This window comes from Streptomyces sp. NPDC052043, from assembly GCF_044548235.1.
Taxonomy (GTDB): Bacteria; Actinomycetota; Actinomycetes; order Streptomycetales; family Streptomycetaceae; genus Streptomyces.
The window spans coordinates 341,443-359,306 of record NZ_JBIUBT010000009.1; the positions used below are offsets into that span (position 1 = coordinate 341,443).

Annotated in this window: 13 protein-coding genes; 1 reads left to right on the forward strand and 12 read right to left on the reverse strand. The window is 74.1% G+C overall.

Annotation, left to right across the window (positions count from 1 at the left end; translation table 11 throughout):
* Positions 1-27: 27 nt before the first annotated feature.
* Positions 28-705 carry a pyridoxamine 5'-phosphate oxidase gene (pdxH, locus tag ACIHCX_RS23920; protein ID WP_400032657.1) on the reverse strand — a complete coding sequence of 226 codons (678 nt, stop codon included), beginning with the start codon at positions 703-705 and terminating at the stop codon, positions 28-30.
* Positions 706-1,131: 426 nt separating this feature from the next.
* Between pdxH and ACIHCX_RS23925 the strand changes: the two genes are divergently transcribed.
* A complete protein-coding gene (locus ACIHCX_RS23925) occupies positions 1,132-2,232 on the forward strand; it encodes a citrate synthase 2 (RefSeq protein WP_400032659.1) in 1,101 nt (366 codons plus the stop codon).
* Between the two features lie 49 nt (positions 2,233-2,281).
* Here the strand turns inward: ACIHCX_RS23925 and ACIHCX_RS23930 are convergent, their stop codons facing one another.
* From ACIHCX_RS23930 to ACIHCX_RS23980, 11 genes are all read right to left on the reverse strand, one after another.
* Entirely contained in the window at positions 2,282-3,310 is a 1,029-nt protein-coding gene (locus ACIHCX_RS23930; protein WP_400032661.1) for an isopenicillin N synthase family dioxygenase, read from the reverse strand.
* A 257-nt stretch (positions 3,311-3,567) separates the two neighbouring features.
* Positions 3,568-4,197 (reverse strand): TetR/AcrR family transcriptional regulator, encoded by a 630-nt coding sequence (locus tag ACIHCX_RS23935; RefSeq protein WP_400032663.1) that lies wholly within the window; start codon positions 4,195-4,197, stop codon positions 3,568-3,570.
* Positions 4,185-4,919, reverse strand: a complete 735-nt coding sequence (locus tag ACIHCX_RS23940) for an enoyl-CoA hydratase family protein (protein WP_400032665.1) — start codon at positions 4,917-4,919, stop codon at positions 4,185-4,187. The genes ACIHCX_RS23935 and ACIHCX_RS23940 overlap by 13 nt, the downstream gene beginning before the upstream one ends.
* The gene (locus tag ACIHCX_RS23945) at positions 4,916-6,493 is read right to left on the reverse strand and encodes a 4-coumarate--CoA ligase family protein (RefSeq protein WP_400032667.1); all 1,578 of its coding nucleotides are present in this window, start codon (positions 6,491-6,493) and stop codon (positions 4,916-4,918) included. Before ACIHCX_RS23945 ends, ACIHCX_RS23940 begins: the two co-directional genes overlap by 4 nt.
* 27 nt (positions 6,494-6,520) lie before the next feature.
* On the reverse strand, positions 6,521-7,702 hold the full coding sequence (locus ACIHCX_RS23950; RefSeq protein WP_400032669.1) for an acyl-CoA dehydrogenase family protein: 1,182 nt from the start codon (positions 7,700-7,702) through the stop codon (positions 6,521-6,523).
* Positions 7,703-7,707: 5 nt separating this feature from the next.
* Positions 7,708-9,573, reverse strand: coding sequence for a biotin carboxylase N-terminal domain-containing protein (locus tag ACIHCX_RS23955; RefSeq protein ID WP_400032671.1), 1,866 nt, complete (start codon positions 9,571-9,573; stop codon positions 7,708-7,710).
* 8 nt (positions 9,574-9,581) lie between these two features.
* The gene (locus tag ACIHCX_RS23960; RefSeq protein WP_400032673.1) at positions 9,582-11,180 is read right to left on the reverse strand and encodes an acyl-CoA carboxylase subunit beta; all 1,599 of its coding nucleotides are present in this window, start codon (positions 11,178-11,180) and stop codon (positions 9,582-9,584) included.
* The gene (locus tag ACIHCX_RS23965; RefSeq protein WP_400032675.1) at positions 11,177-12,898 is read right to left on the reverse strand and encodes an acyclic terpene utilization AtuA family protein; all 1,722 of its coding nucleotides are present in this window, start codon (positions 12,896-12,898) and stop codon (positions 11,177-11,179) included. The genes ACIHCX_RS23960 and ACIHCX_RS23965 overlap by 4 nt, the downstream gene beginning before the upstream one ends.
* Positions 12,895-13,689 (reverse strand): TIGR03084 family metal-binding protein, encoded by a 795-nt coding sequence (locus ACIHCX_RS23970; RefSeq protein WP_400032677.1) that lies wholly within the window; start codon positions 13,687-13,689, stop codon positions 12,895-12,897. The genes ACIHCX_RS23965 and ACIHCX_RS23970 overlap by 4 nt, the downstream gene beginning before the upstream one ends.
* An 89-nt stretch (positions 13,690-13,778) precedes the next feature.
* Entirely contained in the window at positions 13,779-14,780 is a 1,002-nt protein-coding gene (locus ACIHCX_RS23975; protein WP_400032679.1) for an EamA family transporter, read from the reverse strand.
* 133 nt (positions 14,781-14,913) lie between these two features.
* Positions 14,914-17,859: an FAD-binding and (Fe-S)-binding domain-containing protein gene (locus tag ACIHCX_RS23980; RefSeq protein ID WP_400032681.1), complete on the reverse strand. Its 2,946-nt coding sequence runs from the start codon at positions 17,857-17,859 to the stop codon at positions 14,914-14,916.
* Positions 17,860-17,864 lie beyond the last annotated feature (5 nt).

Sequence of the window (17,864 nt, forward strand, 5' to 3'; positions counted from 1 at the left end):
ATACGGCATCCACGCCCCGGGGTCGCCTCAGGGGCTCAGCCGCTCCACGCGCCAGCCGCCGTCCGGCTCGGCGACGTACCGCAGGCGGTCGTGCAGGCGGTTCTCGCGGCCCTGCCAGAACTCCACCGACCGCGGGGCGACCCGGAAGCCGCCCCAGTGCGGCGGGACGGGCACCTGCTCGCCCTCGGGGTAGCGGGCGGCCAGGTCGGCGTAGGAGGCGTCGAGCTCCGCGCGGCCGGCGACCACCGTGGACTGGGCACTGGCCCAGGCGCCGAGCTGGGAACCGTGCGGGCGGGTGCGGAAGTAGGCGGCGGTCTCGTCGCGGCCGGTGCGGCGGGCCACGCCCTGGACGATGACCTGGCGGGCCATGGGGTGCCAGGGGAAGAGCAGGGAGACGTACGGGTTCCCGGCCAGGTCGCGGCCCTTGCGGGAGTCGTAGTTGGTGTAGAAGACGAAGCCCTGCTCGTCGAAGGACTTGAGCAGCACCGTGCGGGAGCTGGGCCGGCCCTCGGCGTCCGCGGTGGAGACGACCATGGCGTTGGGCTCGAACAACCGGCCCTCGGTCGCGGCCTGCTGGAACCAGCGCGCGAACTGGGCGACGGGGGTGGCGGCCAGGTCGGCCTCGGCCAGCCCCTCGGCCCGGTAGTGCATGCGCATGGAGGCGAGGTCGAAGGGGGCGGTCTCCCCGGCTTCTCGGTCGGTCACGCGATCATCTTGCCGTATCCGCCGGGCGCTTCCGCGGGGGCACCCTCGCCCTTCGCCACGGACCCCGGGTGGCACTGAGTGCCGCCCCCACTCCCTTTTTGTGGCACTCGGGGTTATGGTGCTGCTGTCGTTCCGGTTGGGCGGCAGCCGGTCGCACGGGGCATCACAGGGATGCCCGCAAGGATGCCCGCCAAGGACCGCGAGTCACGGGACGCGACCGTGGATCCACCGGTGGACGGCCCACCACCCGACATCCCGCACCAGGCCGCCGTCCCAGTCGCACCAGCAGCACCCATCGCACCACTGGCACCACTCGCAGTCGCACCAGTCGCACCAATCGCACCAATCGCATCGCACCAGCAGTAACCACCACCCCAGCAGCAGCCCCTCGCATCCTCTGCCGCACCGACCACAAGGAGCCGCCCGATGTCCGACTTCGTACCCGGTCTCGAAGGAGTCGTCGCGTTCGAGACGGAGATCGCCGAACCGGACAAGGAGGGCGGCGCCCTTCGGTACCGGGGCGTCGACATCGAGGAACTCGTCGGTCAGGTCTCCTTCGGCAACGTCTGGGGACTGCTGGTCGACGGCGCCTTCGATCCGGGCCTGCCGCCCGCCGAGCCGTTCCCGATCCCCGTGCACTCCGGGGACATCCGCGTGGACGTCCAGTCGGCGCTGGCGATGCTCGCCCCGGTGTGGGGCCTGAAACCGCTCCTCGACATCGACGTGGAGCAGGCGCGCGACGACCTGGCGCGGGCCGCCGTCACGGCCCTGTCGTACGTCGCCCAGTCGGCGCGCGGGCAGGGCGTGCCGATGGTGCCGCAGCGGGAGATCGACAAGGCCCGCTCCATCACCGAGCGGTTCATGATCCGCTGGCAGGGCGAGCCCGACCCCAAGCACGTGGCGGCCGTCGACGCGTACTGGACGTCCGCCGCCGAGCACGGCATGAACGCCTCCACGTTCACCGCCCGCGTCATCGCCTCCACCGGCGCCGACGTGGCGGCCGCCCTGTCGGGCGCGGTGGGCGCCATGTCCGGCCCGCTGCACGGCGGCGCGCCCTCCCGGGTCCTGGGCATGATCGAGGAGATCGAGCGGACCGGGGACGCGGAGGGCTACGTCAAGCAGGCCCTGGACCGCGGTGAGCGGCTGATGGGCTTCGGTCACCGGGTGTACCGGGCCGAGGACCCACGCGCGCGCGTGCTGCGCCGTACCGCCCGGGAGCTCGGCGCCCCGCGGTACGAGGTCGCCGAGGCCCTGGAGAAGGCCGCCCTGGAGGAGCTGCACAACCGCCGGCCGGACCGGGTGCTGGCCACGAACGTCGAGTTCTGGGCGGCGATCATGCTGGACTTCGCCAAGGTGCCGGCGCACATGTTCACGTCGATGTTCACGTGCGCGCGTACGGCGGGCTGGTCGGCGCACATCCTGGAGCAGAAGCGCACCGGCCGGCTGGTGCGCCCCTCCGCCCGTTACGTCGGTCCCGGTCCGCGCGGCCTGCGGGAGATCGCAGGCTACGCGGACATCGCGCGCTGACCGGGCACTTGACCGCGCCCGGTCGGCACACGCGGCGTCACGAGCGGCGTCACGCGGGGCTCAGCAGCTCCGCGTGATGCCGCTGGGCGACCAGCGGGTGGGCGCGCATCTTCCCCTTCAGCTCGTTCAGACCGTAGTCCGCGAACAGCGGGTTGTCCGGGTCGTCGGTGACGCCGGGCGCGGCGGTGGCGTGCGGGAAGGGCAGCGGGGCGACACGGGCGTCCAGGCGCGGGTTGTAGAAGAAGGGCACCGAGAACCGCTCGGTCGCGCCGGGCGGGGAGACCACCCGGTGGTTGGTGGCCACGAGGTAGCCGTTGGTGGCGACCTCCAGCAGCTCACCGAGGTTGACCACGAACGCGCCCTCGATCGGCGGCACGTCGTGGAAGAGCCCGTCCGTGCGCTGCACCTGGAGCCCGCCGATCCCGTCCTGGAGCAGCAGGGTGAGGAAGCCGTAGTCCTTGTGGGCGCCGACGCCCTGGTCGGTGCCGTCGCCGGCGCTGCCCGGGTAGCGGACGAGCTTGAGGTGCGGGTGGGCGTACTCGCCGAAGACCGGGTCGTAGAAGTCGGCGGGCGCGCCGATGGCGGTGAGCAGTTCGTGCAGCAGCCTGTGGGCGACGGCGCCGAGCCGGTCGATCCAGGCGAGTGCGGCGGTACGCAACTCGGGCAGGGCGGCCGGCCACTGGTTGGGGCCCTGGAGCCACCAGTACGCGGGCTCGCCCGGCCCGGGGACGCGGGCGGGCCGCTCGGCGCCTATGTCGAGCTGGTCGCGCCAGTCGCGGGCGCCGCCGGTGCGCTCGTCCCCGGTGCGCGTGTAGCCGCGGAAGTGGGGCGAGTTGACGTTGTCCAGGGCGAGGCGGTCGGCCTCGGGGAGCCGGAAGAGAGCGTGCATGGCGTCGAGCAGCGCGTCGGTCTCGGCCCGGGTGACGCCGTGCCCGACGAGCTGGAAGAAACCCACGTCGTGGGCGGCGGCGTGCAACTGCTCGTGCAGCAGCGCCCGTTCCCGGGGACCGCGGTCGGCCGCGGCGAGGTCGATGAGGGGGAGCTGGTCGTACGACGGGGTCGTCGCGGTGTTCGTCATGGGTCACGTCCGCAGGGTGTACGGGTCCCGGGCAGCGGCCATGGGTGGGCGCGCGGCACGGGTGCCGGATGAGAGAAACCGGGTGAGAGATGCGGGCGATCGGGTCGCCGCGGAGAGGGCCGGGTCAGGCAGAGCGCCGACAGCCCATGCTCGTGACGCGCACGTAGTCCACGTGGCGGCGTCGCACGAGCAGCACAGACATGCGCACAGGGTACTGCCGGACACGCGATACGGGTGTGGCCCGGTTCACTCCCGGTTCACGCGGAGGTCGGGCCGCGACCCAGCGCGTCCTCCAACAGGACCGCCCACTGGGCGACCACGCGTTCGCGGCGGGCGGTGTCGTCGGTGAGCAGGTTGGCGAGGCCGAGGCCGCGGGCCATGTCGAGGAAGCCCTGGACGGTTTCGCGGGTGCCGGGGCGGGACTCGTCCGCGCCCAGCAGCTCGACCGCTATCCGGTGGGTCTCACGGCCCACGCGCGCCTCCAGTTCGGTGACACGGGGGCGCAGTTGGGCCTCGTCGGAGGCGGCCACCCACAGGTGGAGGGCGGCCCGGAAGAGGGGCCCGGTGTAGAGGTCGACGAGGGCGGCGACCACGGCCCGCCGGTCGCCGCCCGCGCCCGCGGGGAACAGGGCGCGCAGGGCGGTGGAGCGTTCCTCGGCCACGTACTCGACGGCGGCGGTGAACAGGTCCTCGCGGGTGGGGAAGTGGTGCTGGGCGGCGCCGCGGGAGACGCCGGCGCGTTCGGCGACCACCGAGACCGTGGACCCGGCCCAGCCGTGTTCGGCGAGGCAGGCCACGGCGGCCTGGAGGAGCCGCTGCCGGGTGGCCCGGCTGCGGTCCTGCTTGGGGGCGCGTTCCGCGCGGTCGTGTGAGGTCACACCACCCATTCCGGATCCCGTCGTTCGAGGAAGGCCGCCATGCCCTCGCGCGCCTGCGCGGAGGAGAACAGCCGGGCCGAGAGCGCGGTCAGGCCGGCCGCGTCCCGGTCGAAGGCTTCCAGCACCCTAGCCGTGAGCAGCCGTTTCGTCTCGGCCAGCGCCTGCGGGGAGGAGCGGCGCAGACCGTCGAGGATCGGCTCCAGCACGGCGTCGGCGTCGTCACCGGCCGCCGTCACCACGCCGGTCCTGGCCGCCTCGGCCGCGTCGAACCGTTCCCCGGTGAGGCAGTGGCGGGCCAGCGCGCGCGGGTCGGCGCGGGGCAGCAGCGGCAGCGAGATGAGTGCGGGGGCCACCCCGATGCGCACCTCGGTGAACGCGAAGGTGGCCCGGTGCGAGGCGACGGCGAGGTCGCAGGCCGCGAGCAGGCCGAGACCGCCGGCGCGGACGTGCCCGGTGACGCGGGCGACGACCGGCTTGGGCAGTGCGACGATCTGCCGCAGCAGGGCGGCCATCGCCTCGGGGCGTGGCGGGTCGCGAAGGTCGGCGCCCGCGCTGAAGGTGCCGCCGGTGTGGGTGAGGACGACGGCGCGCACGGCGGGGTCCTCGGCGCAGTCGGTGAGCGCGGCGGCGAGCTCCGCGACGAACGGCGCCGACAGGGCGTTGCGGCGGTCGGGCGAGTCGAGGCTGAGGGTTTCCACGGCACGCGCGCGCGTGCGTCCGATCGCCGTCACGGCCGCTCCCCCGCTTCCCGCAGCCGCCGCCGCAGGATCTTGCCGGAGGCGGCGCGGGGCACCGCGTCGAGGAAGGTGACCCGCCGGACCCGCTTGTACGGGGCGACGCGTTCGGCGACGTACAGCATCACCTCCGCCTCCGACAGGCCGTCGGCGGACGGCCGGCGCACCACGTACGCGTGCGGCACCTCGTTGCCGTCGGCGTCGTGCACACCGACGACGGCGGCGTCGGCTATGCCCGGGTGGGTCAGCAGCAGCGCCTCCAGTTCGGCGGGCGCGACCTGGAACCCCTTGTACTTGATCAGTTCCTTGACCCGGTCGACGACGAACAGCCAGCCGTCGTCGTCGACGTACCCGACGTCGCCGGTGTGCAGCCAGCCGTCGGGGTCGATCATCACGGCGGTGGCGTCGGGCCGGTCCAGATAGCCCTTCATCACCTGGGGCCCGCGGATCAGGATCTCGCCGGGCTCGCCCGTGCCGAGGTCCTTGTCCGGGTCGGCGAGGGAGACGACGCGCATCTCGGTGCCGGCGATGAGCCGGCCGACGGTGCCGGGGGGCGCGTCGTGCATGGCGTCCAGGGGGACGACGTGGGTACCCGGGGACAGTTCGGTCATGCCGTAGGCCTGGCCCACCGGGGGCAGGCCGAGCCGCCGGGAGCAGGCCGCCGCCAGCCGGGCGTCGAGCGGGGCCGCCGCGCTGATGACGTACTTCAGCGACGACAGGTCGTAGCCCGCCACGGCCGGGTGCTTGGCGAGGGCGAGCACGATCGGCGGGGCCACGTACAGGCCGGTGATGCGGTGGTCCCGGATGGCCGCGAGGAAGGTCTCCAGCTCGAAGCGGGGCAGCACGACGACGGTGGCGCCCTGGCGCAGGGGCGCGTTCATCAGCGCGGTGAGCCCGTAGATGTGGAAGAACGGCAGCACGGCGAGGATCCGGTCGCCGGGCCCGGACGTGATCACCGGTTCGAGCTGGGCGAGGTTGGTGGCGATCTGCCGGTGGGTGAGCATCACACCCTTGGGGGTGCCGGTCGTCCCCGAAGAGTAGGGCAGCGCCGCGACGTCCTCGGCCGGGTCGATGGGCACGGCCGGCTCGAGTGCGGCGCCCGCGACCATGTCGAGGAGCGAACGGTGCCCGGGAGCGCGGTCGCAGACGAATATCTCCTCCACCCCGCCCGCCAGTTCGGCCGCCCGCCGGGCCGCCGGGAGCAGCGGGGAGACGGTGACGATCCAGCGGGCCGCGGAGTCCCTCAGCTGCGTGGCGAACTCCTCCGGCGTGGCGAGCGGGTGCGCGGTGGTGACCGAGGCACCCGCGCGCGTGGCGGCGTAGAAGGCCACGGGGAACAGGACCGTGTTCGGACTGTGCAGGGCGAGGACGTCGCCCTTGCGCACGCCGGCCTCGGCGAACGCGGCGGCGATACGCCGGTGGAAGCGGTCCACCTGTTCGTACGTGAGGGTGGTGCCGTCCGTGCCGTCGATCAGGGCGGGCGCCCGGCCGAACCGGGACGCGTGGCCCAGGACGGCTTCATGGATGGGCAGTTCTACGGCCGGAACGTCTGCGTACTCGCTGCGGAACACGGTTCCTCCTCGCACACGGCGGGCGGGTCAGTACGACTTGGGCAGGCCCAGGGTCTGGTGGGAGACGTAGTTGAGAATCATCTCCCGGCTCACCGGGGCGATACGAGCCACGCGTGCGGCCGTTATCAGCGAGGCGAGGCCGAACTCGCGCGTGAGGCCGTTGCCGCCGAGGGTGTGCACGGCCTGGTCGACGGCCCGTACGCAGGCCTCACCGGCCGCGTACTTGGCCATGTTGGCGGCCTCGCCCGCGCCCACGTCGTCGCCCGCGTCGTACAGGTGGGCCGCCTTCCTCGTCATCAGGCGGGCGAGTTCGAGCTCGATGTGGGCCTGGGCGAGCGGGTGGGCGATGGCCTGGTGGGAGCCGATGGGGGCCTTCCAGACGGTGCGTTCGCGCGCGTACTCCACGGCCCGGCCGAGCGCGTGGCGCCCCATGCCGATGGCGAAGGCGGCGGTCATGATGCGCTCGGGGTTGAGCCCGGCGAACAGTTGCAGCAGGCCCGCGTCTTCTCCCCCACTGCCGAAAGCGTGGGAGGTGCCCCCACCGACGAGCGCGTCGGCGGGCAGCCGTACCTCGTCCATGACCAGCTCGAACTGCTTCTCGGCGGCGGTGAGTTCCATGTCGATGGGCCGCCGCTGGAAACCGTCCGCGTCCGTCGGGACGATGAACAGGCAGGGCTTGAGGCGACCGGTGCGCGCGTCCTCGGTGCGGCCGACGACCAGGACGGCGTCGGCGATGTCGACACCGGAGACGAACACCTTGCGGCCGCTGAGCACCCAGTCGGCGCCGTCGCGGCGGGCGGTGGTGGTGATGCGGTGGGAGTTGGAGCCGGCGTCGGGTTCGGTGATACCGAAGGCCATGGTGCGGGTGCCGTTCGCCAGCGAGGGCAGCCAGGCGCGCTTCTGTTCCTCGGTGCCGAACCGGGCGATGACGGTGCCGCAGATGGCGGGCGAGACGACCATCATCAGCAGGGGGCAGCCGGCCGCGCCCAGTTCCTCCAGCACGATGGACAGTTCGGTGATGCCGGCGCCTCCCCCGCCGTATGCCTCCGGCAGGTTGACGCCCAGGTAACCGAGCTTGCCCGCCTCGGACCAGAGTTCGGTGGGAGGACGTCCCTCGGCGACGGTGCGGGTGAGATAGGCGCGGCCGTAGCGTTTGCCGAGGGCCGCCACCGCGGCGCGCAGATCCTTGTGTTCATCGGTTTCCAGCATGGCGCTCACTGATCCTCCCGGGTGGCCTCTACGACGGCGAGCAGGGCACCGACCTCGACCTGGCGGCCGGGTGCGGCGTGCAGGGCGCTGAGCGTGCCCGTGACGGGCGCGGAGATCTTGTGCTCCATCTTCATCGCCTCCAGCCACAGCAGCGGCTGTCCGGCCCGTACCGCGTCGCCCACGGCCAGTTCGTCGGCGACGCGCACGACAGTGCCGGGCATGGGCGCCAGCAGTGAGCCGGGAAGACGCTGGACGGCGGGGTCGGGGAAGCGGGGCAGGGCAGTGAGCGCGGTCGGCCCCGCGTACACCCGGTCGCCGTAGCGGGCGATCTTGTACCGGCGCCGGACGCCGCCGACCTCGAGGACGACCAGGCGCGCGTCCGCGTGCACCACCCGCACCCCCACGGCGTCGGCGACCGGCCCCGTGCGGCTGTGCCGGTAGCGCACCTCGTGCTCCTCGCCCGCCATCAGGTACCGCTTGACCTGCGGTTGCGAGGGCACGTTGCGCCAGCCTCCGAAGCGGGAGCGGCCGTGCGCGTCGGCGAGCGCGGCGGCCAGGGGCGCGTACGGGTCGGGGGCGGGGGCGGCCAGTTCGGCGAGGTGGCGGTCGTAGAAGCCGGTGTCCATCCGGCCGGTGGCGAACTCCTCGTGCCGCAGGGACCGCACCAGTAGGTCCCGGTTGGTGACCGGGCCGTGGACGACGGCCCGCTCCAGCGCGCCGGCGAGCTTGCGCAGCGCCTCCGCGCGCGTGGGGGCGTGGGCGACGGCCTTGGCGAGCAGCGGGTCGTAGTGGACGCCGACGGTGTCCCCGTCGCCGTAGCCGGTGTCCAGGCGGACTCCGGGGACGGACAGGCGGTGCAGGGTGCCGGTCTGCGGGGCCCAGTCGCGGGCCGGGTCCTCGGCGTACAGGCGGGCCTCGACCGCGTGCCCGCGCGCGGGGGGCGGTTCGGCGTCCAGGGCGTGGCCCTCGGCGACACGGATCTGGAGGGCGACCAGGTCCACACCGAACACGGCCTCCGTGACCGGGTGTTCCACCTGGAGGCGGGTGTTCATCTCCAGGAAGTGCGCACGGCCGCCGGCCACCAGGAACTCGACGGTCCCCGCACCGGTGTAGTCGACGGCCCGCGCGGCCCGTACGGCCAGCTCGCGCACCTCCCGCTCGGTGTCCGCGGGGAGTCCGGGCGCCGGGGCCTCCTCGACGACCTTCTGGTGGCGCCGCTGGAGGGAGCAGTCCCGTGTGCCCAGCGTCCACACGGTGCCGTGGGTGTCGGCGAGGACCTGCACCTCCACGTGCCGCCCGCCCGCCTCGCCCCCGAGGTACGGCTCGACGAACACCTCGCCGTCGCCGAAGGCGCTCAGCGCCTCCGCGCGCGCGGCGGCCAGTTCGGCGTCCAGGTCCTCGAGCCGCCGTACGATCCGCATCCCGCGCCCGCCGCCGCCCGCGGCGGCCTTCACGAGGACCGGCAGGTCGGCCTCGGTGACGTCGTGCAGGGGCCGGACGCCCATCAGTTCCTTGGCGCGGGTCTTGGACGCCATCGCCTCGACGGCCCGCGGGGGCGGCCCGATCCAGACCAGGCCCGCGTCCAGGACGGCCCGGGCGAAGCCGGCGTTCTCGGCGAGGAATCCGTAGCCGGGGTGCACGGCGTCCGCGCCGGCCGCCACCGCCGCGCGCACGATCAGGTCGCCGCGCAGGTACGTCTCGGCGGGCGTCACGCCCGGCAGGCGTACGGCGGTGTCGGCCACGCGCGTGTGCAGCGCGTTCTCGTCGGCGTCCGAGTGCACGGCGACCGTCCGGATGCCCAGCTCGGCGCAGGTGCGGAAGACACGGCAGGCGATCTCGCCGCGGTTGGCGACGAGCAGGGAAGAAATCAAGGGATCCCTCACATCCGGAAGACGCCGAAGCCGCCGCGCACGCCCTCGAAGGGCGCGGTGTGGACGGCCGACAGGCACAGGCCGAGGACGGTGCGGGTGTCGCGCGGGTCGATGACGCCGTCGTCGTACAGCCGCCCGGACAGGAACATCGGCAGCGACTCGGACTCGATCTGCTGCTCCACCATCGCCCGCAGCGCGGCGTCCGCCTCGTCGTCGTAGGGCTGCCCCTTGGCGGCCGCCGACTGCCGGGCCACGATCGACAGCACGCCCGCGAGCTGCTGCGGTCCCATGACGGCGGACTTGGCGCTGGGCCAGGCGAACAGGAAGCGGGGGTCGTAGGCCCGTCCGCACATGCCGTAGTGCCCGGCGCCGTAGGACGCCCCCATGAGGACGGACAGGTGCGGGACGCGTGAGTTGGACACCGCGTTGATCATCATCGCGCCGTGCTTGATGATGCCGCCCTGCTCGTACTCCCGGCCGACCATGTAGCCGGTGGTGTTGTGCAGGAACAGCAGCGGTACGTCCCGCTGGTTGGCGAGCTGGATGAACTGGGCCGCCTTCTGCGACTCCTCGCTGAACAGCACGCCCCGGGCGTTGGCGAGGATGCCGACGGGATAGCCGTGCAGGGTGGCCCAGCCGGTGGCCAGGCTCGTCCCGTACAGCGGTTTGAACTCGTCGAAGTCGGAGGCGTCGACGATCCGGGCGACGACCTCGCGCGGGTCGAAGGGGATCCGCAGATCGCCGGGAACGATCCCCAGCAGTTCCTCCTCGTCGTACAGGGGCGGCGGCGCGACGGGCGGATCGGGGTGGGCCTTGCGGTGGTTGAGCCGGGCGACGACCCGGCGGGCCTGCCGCAGGGCGTCCGGCTCGTCGACGGCGAAGTGGTCGGCGAGACCGGACACGCGCGCGTGCATCTCGGCACCGCCCAGGGACTCGTCGTCGCTCTCCTCGCCGGTGGCCATCCTCACCAGGGGCGGACCGCCGAGGAACACCTTGGCCCGCTCCTTGACCATGATCACGTGGTCGGACAGGCCGGGGACGTAGGCGCCCCCGGCGGTGGAGTTGCCGAAGACGACGGCGACGGTCGGGATGCCGGCCGCCGACAGCCGGGTCAGGTCCCGGAAGACGGCTCCACCGGGGATGAAGATCTCCTTCTGGGACGGAAGGTCGGCGCCCCCGGACTCGACGAGGCTGACGCAGGGCAGCCGGTTGGCGAGCGCGATGTCGTTGGCCCGCAGCACCTTCCGCAGGCTCCACGGATTGCTGGCGCCGCCGCGCACGGTCGGGTCGTTGGCGGTGATCAGGCATTCCACGCCCTCCACGACCCCGATCCCGGTGACCAGCGAGGCGCCCACGGTGTGGTCGCTGCCCCACCCGGCCAGCGGCGACAGCTCCAGGAAGGGCGTGTCGGGGTCGAGGAGCAGCTCGATCCGTTCACGGGCGAGCAGTTTGCCGCGCCGCCGGTGCCGCTCGACGTACTTCGCGCCGCCGCCCGCGAGTGCCTTGGCGTGCTCGGCGTCGAGTGCGGCGAGCTTGCCGAGCATGGCCTCGCGGTGGGCCCGGTACTCGGCGGAGCCGGTGTCCAGGGCGGAGAAGAGGACCGTCACAGCAGGGCCTCCGGTATGTCCAGGTGGCGGGAGCGCAGCCATTCGCCCAGGGCCTTGGCCTGCGGGTCGAACCGGTGCCGGGCGGCGGCGCCCTCGCCGAGGATCCCCTCGACGACGAAGTTGAGGGCGCGCAGCTGGGGCAGGACGTGCCGTTCCACGGTCAGCGTCCGGCTTTCGGGGACGAGTTGCCGGAACGTCTCGGTGGTCAGCGCGTGCGCGAGCCAGCGCCAGCCCCGTTCCGAGCGCGCCCACACGCCGACGTTGGCGTCGCCGCCCTTGTCGCCGCTGCGCGCCCCGGCGACGCGTCCGAGCGGGGCGCGCCGGGTCGGGCCGTCCGGCAGGGGCTCCGGCAGCGGCGGCCGCGCCACGTCCTCGAGTGCGCGCGTCTGTCGGGGTGGTGCCACGGCGACACGGCGGCCGTCGTCGAGGACGGCCACCTGCTCGACGGCGTCCTGGGGGACGTACACGGCCTCGAAGACGCCGTAGGGCGCACCCTTCCCGGGAGGCGCCGGCATGTGGAAGCCGGGATATCCGGCGAGCGCCAGTTCCACGGCGGCCCCGCTGAACTCCCGTCCCACCGCCTGCGGGTCCCGGTCCCGTACGACCAGCCGGAGCAGGGCGCTCGCCGTCTCCTCGGTGCCGGCGTCGGGCCGGTCGGTCCGCACGAGGTCCCAGCGCACCTCACCGGGGGGCGACCCGGCGGCCCCGAGCGCGTCCTGCATCTGCCGCCGCACCAGTTCGGCCTTGCGCTCGATGTCGAGGCCGGTGAGGACGAAGGTGACCTCGTTGCGGAAGCCGCCGAGGCGGTTGAGCCCGACCTTGAGGGCGGGCGGCGGGGCCTCCCCGCGCACCCCCTCGACGCGCACCCGGTCGGGCCCGTCCTGGCTGAGCCGCACGGTGTCCAGCCGGGCCGTGACATCGGGCCCCGCGTACCGGGCGCCGCCCGTCTCGTACAGCAGTTGGGCGGTCACCGTGCCGACGTCCACCACCCCGCCCGTGCCGGGATGCTTGGTGATCACGCAGCTGCCGTCCTCGTGGAGCTCGGCGAGCGGGAAACCGGGGCGGCGCAACCGGTCGAGGGCGTGGTCGGCGAAGAAGGCGTAGTTGCCGCCGGTGGCCTGGGCGCCGCACTCCAGCACGTGCCCGGCGACGACGGCGCCCGCCAGCCGGTCGTACTCCTGCGGCTGCCAGCCGAAGTGGGCGGCGGCGGGCCCGGTGACCAGGGCGGCGTCCGTCACCCGCCCGGTGACCACGACGTCGGCACCCTCGCGCAGACAGGCCGCGATCCCGAAGCCGCCGAGGTAGGCGTGGGCGGCGAGAGGGGTGTCCCCCACGGGGGCGGCGGAGCCGAGGACCTGGGGGAGGCCGGCGGTGAGGTCGTCGCCCTCGACATGGGCGACGCGCACCGGGATCCCGAGGCGCCCGGCCAACTCCCGCACCCGCTCGGCGAGCCCGGCGGGATGGAGCCCGCCCGCGTTGGTCACGATCTTCACCGACTGCTCGTGGGCGAGTCCGAGGCACTCCTCCAACTGCCGCAGAAAGGTACGGGCATAGCCGGCCGCCGGGTCCTTGAACCGGTCCCGGGCCAGGATGAGCATGGTCAGCTCGGCGAGGTAGTCGCCGGTGAGGACGTCCAGTTCGCCGCCGGTGAGCATCTCGCGCATGGCGTCGAACCGGTCGCCGTAGAAGCCGGAGGCGTTGCCGACGCGCAGGGTCATCCGGCCGCCCCCTCGGGCGCCCGGCCGGCACCGGGCGGGCCGGCGAAGGCCTGGGCGATGTCCAGCCAGCGGTCGGCGTCCGGCCCCTCGGCGCGTACCGCGAGGTCGGCGCGGTGGGCGCGCTGGGTGACCAGGAGGCAGAAGTCGAGGGCGGGTCCGGTGACCCGCTGCGCGGCGTCCTCGGGGCCGTACGTCCACAGCTGCCCGGAGGGACCGCGGACCTCCACGCGGAACTCCTCCTCGGGCACGGGCACCCCGTGCGCCCCGAAGGCGAAGTCCCGCGCCCGCACCCCGATGCGCACCACATGCCTGAGCCGGTCGGTGGGTGTGCGCACCACACCGAGAGCGTCGGCCACGTCCTGCCCGTGCGCCCAGGTCTCCATCAGCCGCCCGGTCGCCATGGAGGCGGCCGACATGGGCGGCCCGTACCAGGGGAAACGGGACCCGGGCGGCGCCGCTCGCAACGCCCGGTCGAGAGCGGCCCGCCCCTGCCGCCAGCGCGCCGACAACTCACCCGGCGGCAGCCGGACACCCTCCTCCGCTCCCCGGTCGACGAACGTCCCGGGGGCGGCGAGCGCCTCCTCGGCCAGCGCCTGGAAGCCCTCCGGGTCGGTGACGGCGAGCAGGGCGGACCGGTCGGTCCAGGCGAGATGGGCGATCTGATGGGCGACGCTCCATCCGGGCGCCGGAGTCGGCCGCCCCCACTCCCCGGGGCTCAACCCGGCGACAAGCCGATCGAGTTCGTCACTCTCAGCACGCAGATCGTCGAACACCAGCGTCGGGTCGGACATGCGTGGAGCATGGCAGCGGACCCTGAAACAATCAAGCATGCTTGCATGAATTCATGGTCCCGCCGCGCGGCGCCGAAAACCGGCACCGGTTACGGGTGCGCCTCCGGAAGCGGCGCCTTGCTCCGCGCCACCTGGGTCCGTACCGCCCCCATGCTCGCCGCGATGACCAGGACGATCGCCATGGCCTGGAGGGCGGTGAGGTCCTGGCCGAGGATGAGGAAGCCGGCCGTGGCGGCGAGGGCCGGTTCCAGGCTCATGAGGACGGCGAAGGTGGAGGCGGGCAGCCGGCGCAGGGCGAGCAGTTCGAGGGTGTACGGCAGGACGGAGGACAGCAGCGCCACCCCCGCGCCCAGGGCGAACGTCGTCGGGACGACCAGCTTCGAGCCGGACTCGACGATCCCCAGCGGCAGGAACAGCAGCGCGCCGACCGCCATCGCCAGCGCCAGCCCGTCGGCCTGCGGGAAGCGCCGGCCGGTCCGGGCGCTGAAGACGATGTACGCCGCCCACATCACGCCCGCGCTCAGCGCGAAGCCGACACCGACGGGGTCGAGGCTGTCGAAGCTCCCGCCGCCGAGCAGGAAGACGCCGGCCAGGGCCAGGGCGGCCCAGACGAAGTTGATCGCGCTGCGCGAGGCCAGCACCGACAGGGCGAGCGGGCCGAGCACTTCGAGGGTGACGGCGGGGCCGAGCGGAATGCGGGCGGCGGCCTGGTAGAAGAGGCCGTTCATCCCGGCCATCGCGACACCGAAGACGACGACCGTGCCCCAGTCGGCGCGCGAGTGCCCGCGCAGCCGGGGCCGGCAGACCACCAGCAGCACGATCGCGGCCACCAGCAGGCGCAGGGTCACCACGCCGAGCGCGCCCGCCCGCGGCATCAGCGTCACGGCCAGCGCGGCGCCGAACTGCACCGAGATGCCCCCGGCCAGCACCAGCCCGACCGGGCCGAGCGAGCCGAAACGGCCCGGGGATCCGGGCGCGGGCGCGGTGGCCGGCGCGGAGGTGACCGGAGACGGGGAGGAAGAGGTGGAGGGGGTGGCGGCGCGGGGCGTGGTCACGGGGCGGTCCAGGTACTGGGCTAGGGGCTTGTGCATCGCGATGTACTGCTGGGTCCAGGGTAGTGGACGCAGTCAGGGGCGTGCCGCCGTACACCCCTGTCCACGTCCCCCCACCGCCCCACAGCGCACAACGCGCCACCCATGCCGCTCGGCCGCTCGGCGGCCACGGTCACGAGCCGCCCCGCCCCGCCGGCCCCTCCAGCCCTGCCGGCCCCTCCAGCCCTTCCGGCCCCTCCAGCCCTTCCGCCAGTACCTCCGCCAGATGGCGTCCCCGTACTCCGGCCAGCTGGTCCAGTTGGGTGCGGCAGGAGAAGCCGTCCGCGAGGACCACGGCGCCGTCCGGGGCCCGTCGCACCGACGGCAGGAGCTGTTCCTCGGCGCAGGCGGCCGACACCTCGAAGTGGCCCTTCTCGAAACCGAAGTTCCCGGCCAGTCCGCAGCAGCCGCCGGACAGCTCACCGGTCAGACCCGCCGCCTCCCGCAGGCGCCGGTCGGCCGCGTCGCCGAGCACGGCGTGCTGGTGGCAGTGGGTCTGGCCGGCGACCGGGCGGTCCAGCCGGGGCGGGGTCCAGCCGGGGGCGTGGCGCTGGAGGGCCTCGGCGAAGGTCAGGACGCGGTCGGCCAGACGGCGGGCCCGCGGGTCACCGGGCAGCAGCTCCGGCGGGTCGGTGCGCAGGGCGGCGGCGCAGCTCGGTTCCAGGACGACGACGGGCGCGTCGGTCTCCAGCACCGGTTCCATCAGGTCCAGGGTGCGGCGCAGCACCGCGCGGGCGCGGTCCAGCTGTCCGGTGGAGACGTACGTCAGGCCGCAGCAGACGCGGCCCCGGCCGCGCAGGACGGACACGGGGTTCAGCAGCGTCGCGCCCGCGCCGCCCACCAGGGGGCGGCGCAGGCGCAGCGTCGGCGGGAGCGCCACCCGCAGTCCGGCCGCCTCCAGCACGCGGACGGCCGCCCGCCCCACGGACGGCGACAGGTGCTCGGTGAAGGTGTCCGGCCACAGGACGACCAGATCGCCCGCCCCCTCCCCGCGGCCCGCGGCCGCCCGCGTGCGCCACCATCGGGTGAACGGCTCGCGCGCCAGGCGCGGGATCCCTCGTTCGGGTGTGATTCCACCGAGCCGTTTCACCGCCGACGCGAGCGGCGGCAGCGCGGCGAGCGCGTTCAGCAGCGGCCCGGTGCGCGTGCGGGCCGCCCAGCGCAGCCACACCGGGAGCCACCCCATGGCGTAGTGGGCGGCCGGGCGGCGCCGTCCGGCGTAGTGGTGGTGCAGGAACTCCGCCTTGTACGTGGCCATGTCGACCCCGACCGGGCAGTCGGACCGGCACCCCTTGCACGACAGGCACAGGTCGAGCGCGTCGTGGACCTCGGCCGACCGCCAGCCGTCGGTCACCAGCTCGCCGGCGAGCATCTCGTGCAGCAGCCGGGCACGCCCGCGCGTGGAGTGCTCCTCCTCGCCCGTGACCCGGAAGGAGGGGCACATCACCGCGGCGCCCGACACCTCGGTCGTACGGCACTTCGCGACGCCGACGCACCGGCGCACCGCCGCCGAGAAGTCCCCGCCGTCGGCCGCGTAGCCGAAGGCCACGTCGACCGGGCGGCGCGGCAGCACGGCGAAACGCAGGTTCGCGTCCAGGGGCGCCGGACGGACCAGCATCCCGGGGTTGAGCAGGTCGTCGGGGTCCCACAGTCCCTTGACCCGCTCGAAGAGGGCCACCGTCCGCGCGCCGTACATCGTCGGCAGCAGCTCGGCGCGGGCCTGCCCGTCCCCGTGCTCCCCGGACAGCGAACCGCCGTGCGCCACCACCAGCTCGGCCAGCTCCTGCGAGAACCGCCGGAAATTGCCGATCCCGGCCGGGGTCAGCAGGTCGAAGTCGATACGGACGTGGATGCAGCCGTCCCCGAAGTGCCCGTACGGGGCGCCCCGCAGGCCGTGGGCGGCCAGCAGCTCCCGGAACCGCCGCAGATACGCGCCCAGCCGCTCGGGCGGCACCGCGCAGTCCTCCCACCCCGGCCACGCCTCCGTGCCGTCCGGCATCCGGGTCGCCGTACCGCTCGCGTCCTCCCGGACCCGCCACAGCACGCGCTGCGCCGCCGGATCCTCGACGATCACGGTGTCCACGGCGTCGGCGGCCCGCGCGATCGTCTCCGCACGCGCGCGTGCCTGCCCCGCCGTCTGCCCGCCCGTCTCCACGAACAGCCAGGCGTCTCCGCGCGGCAGATCGGCCGCCGCGGCCGGCACCAGGTCCCGGGCCATCCCCTCCACCGTCAGCGGCCGGTACTCCAGCAGCCCGGCCGCGGCGTCGGCGGCGGCGCCCTCGTCCGCGTACCCCAGCACGGCCAGCACGCGCGCGGGAGGTGTCTCGACGAGCCGTACGACCGCTTCCGTCAGCACGCCGAGGGTGCCCTCCGAGCCGCAGAAGGAGCGCGCCACGTCCGCGCCGTTCTCGGGCAGCAGGGCGTCCAGGGCGTATCCGGAGATGCGGCGGGGCAGTCGCGGGAAGCCGGTGCGCAGCCGGGCGAGTTCGCTCTCCACCAGTTCCCGCAGCCCGTCCGGCGCCCCGGCCCACTCGCGCCCCAGCCGCAGTCGCCGCCCCCGCGCGGTGAGCACCGACAGCTCCCGCACGCTGTCCGCGGTCGTCCCCCAGGCCACCGAGTGGGAGCCGCACGAGTTGTTGCCGATCATCCCGCCGAGCGTGCACCGGCTGTGCGTGGACGGGTCCGGCCCGAAGCGCAGCCCGTGCGGCGCGGCGGCCTCCTGGAGCCGGTCCAGGACCACCCCCGGCTGGACGACGGCGGTCCGCTCCCCGGGGTCGAGCGCCAGCACCCGGTTCATGTGCCGGGTGAAGTCCAGCACCACGCCCGTCCCGGTCGCCTGGCCCGCGATCGAGGTGCCGCCGCCCCGCGCCACCACCGGCACTCCGCGCGCCCGGCAGACCTCGAGGACCGCCGCCACGTCGTCGGCGTCCCACGGAGCCACCACACCCAGCGGGACCCGCCGGTAGTTGGAGGCGTCCATGGTGACCAGCGCCCGGGAGGTGACGTCGAACGCCACCTCCCCGCGCACGGCCCGGCGCAGCTGTGCCGCAAGCCCCGAGAGATCCGCGAGATCGGTCATGCGTC